The sequence below is a fragment of the Spirillospora albida genome (assembly GCF_000718255.1).
GTDB classification, from domain to species: Bacteria; Actinomycetota; Actinomycetes; order Streptosporangiales; family Streptosporangiaceae; genus Spirillospora; species Spirillospora albida.
In genome coordinates this window covers 1-2,065 of sequence record NZ_JOFJ01000049.1, presented here as the reverse complement: position 1 = coordinate 2,065, position 2,065 = coordinate 1, and the positions used below count along the sequence as shown (strand labels likewise).

Genomic DNA, 2,065 nt, shown 5'->3' with positions numbered 1-2,065 from the left:
ACACCACCGCGGTCACCGCCGCGACCAGCAGGATCACCGTCAAATACGACAGCGACCCCTCACCCCGGTCACCCAACCGCCGCAGCATCCACAACCCCCCGGCCCGCCGACAGGCGAGTCAAACAGGCGACGGGTCGGTGCACGCGGGCCTGGGGGCCCAACCACGGACCCAAATCCGACCGGAGTGGTCAATGGCAGTCGGCTTCCCCTTAGAGTCCCCGGCATGAGGCTTCTCGCGGTGACCGTAGGCATGGCCGTCGCAGTCGGCGGGCTCTCCGGCTGCACGGGCGGCTCCGATGAGGGAAGCCGCCCCAAGGGCGGGGCGAGCACCGTGCGGGAGGCGCCGCCGACGCCAGCGGCCTCGCTGGCGAGTGTCACGCTGCCGCCGGAACCGGGTCCGCTCGTGGATCTGATCGGCAGGCAGGCCCGCTCGGCCGGCACCATGCGCGCCGAGATCTACACGACCGGCGGGCAGGGCGGTGAGAAGATCGACGAGAAGACGACCGTGCAGATGCGCACCGGGGTGCGGCAGCCGTCCGCGCAGCTGACGATCGTGGACGCGAACCCGTCCGATCCCAGCACCACGGAGTCGATCATCACGGGCGGGGTCATCTATACGCGGGTCGACGGCGAGGAGCAGGCGCCCGGCAAGCCGTGGGTCCGGCTGTCCAGGCAGGACGCGGCCAACCCTGAGCTCCAGCCGTTCGCGAAGCTGCTCACCGGCATGATCACAGGAATCGAGCAGACGCTGGCGCAGCTGTCGAACGACACGGGCCTGGCGCTGGTGCGGAACGGCTCGTTCAAGGGTGAGCCCGGGAGCGAAAATTTGGACGGCGTCACGGTCCGCAGTTATTCCGGCGTGACGCCCGCGTCCGCGATGCGGAAGAGCGATCCGGCGTTCGAGGCGCTCAGCCGGCTCGGGCTCAAGGAGGTTCCCTGGCGACTGTGGGTGGACGGCAAGGGCCTGCCCCGCAAGTTCCAGGTCGACGCCGCCGTCCGGGGGATGAAGACCGTGCACGTCATCACGTACGACCGCTGGGGCGAGCCGCTCACCGTCCAGGCGCCCCCGCCCGCCAAGGTGCACACGCTCGGCGGCTGAGGGGCCGGGCACCGGGCGGGCGGGACGGCCGGTCACATCAGCGCGAGCGAGGCGGCGAGCTGCTCCGCCTGCGGCGGCATGGTGCCCTGCTTCGCCTCGATCTCGACGAAGCAGTACCGCTCGCCCGGGACCGGGACCCGCACGGTGATGCCCTGCACCATGGCCGTGCGCTTCTGCGAGCTGTAGGTCGCCTTGAACCCGGGCTTCCCGCTCACCTGGACGTCGGTGATCTGGGAGTTCGGCTCCAGCGCCTTCTGCTTGCGCTTCAACTGCTCCAGTGACGCGCCCGTCAGGCCGCCGCGGTCGCAGCCGGCCTGGACGTGGGGTGCGTAGCCCGACGCCACCGATCCGTCGATCCCGAACACCACACCGAGCTTCTTCTGCTCTCCGAGCAGCTGCTCGATGACCGAACCCATCTCGCCCGTCAGGCCGAACGACGTCCGCACGACCTCGGAGGTGTCGGAGGTCGGATCCACCTGCTTCCAGCCGGCCGGCAGGGTGATGCTCACCTCCTTGCCGGTGAGCCGCCGCCCGTCTCCCGCGGGCGCTCCGCTCGAGGTGGAGTTCGCGGGGGAGGCGGTCTTGGGCCCGGACGAGTCGGAGGTCGCCTTCTCGCCGGAGTCACCGCAGCCGGCCGATGCCAGCGCCAGCCCGGCGGCCAGCGCGCAGAAGCCGAGTTTCCGAAGGTCCACGAAAATCCCCAATCAATCGCATGTACAGGTCGAATCGACGACGCACGCTAGCAAAACGCGTGAACCGGGGTGCGCATAACGCATCTGCCGAGGTTGGGCCCTTTGTTGGGTCCGGGGACCCGTGTGCGGTCGGCCCCGGCTTGTTTGACTCGACGATCGGCATGCCGACGTGTCAGGGGGTTGTGGATGCTGCGGCGGTTGGGTGACCGGGGTGAGGGGTCGCTGTCGTATTTGACGGTGATCCTGCTGGTCGCGGCGGTGACCGCGGTGGTGT

The 2,065-nt window shown here is 69.7% G+C and carries 2 protein-coding genes; one reads left to right on the top strand and one right to left on the bottom strand.

What is annotated here, in order from left to right; translation table 11 throughout:
- The first annotated feature begins 223 nt into the window (after positions 1-223).
- On the top strand, positions 224-1,099 hold the full coding sequence (locus IE99_RS0128415) for an SCO4651 family lipoprotein (protein ID WP_157610546.1): 876 nt from the start codon (positions 224-226) through the stop codon (positions 1,097-1,099).
- 32 nt (positions 1,100-1,131) lie between these two features.
- Here IE99_RS0128415 and IE99_RS0128410 read toward each other — a convergent pair whose 3' ends face one another.
- Positions 1,132-1,791: a hypothetical protein gene (locus IE99_RS0128410; protein ID WP_030177455.1), complete on the bottom strand. Its 660-nt coding sequence runs from the start codon at positions 1,789-1,791 to the stop codon at positions 1,132-1,134.
- Between the last annotated feature and the right edge of the window lie 274 nt (positions 1,792-2,065).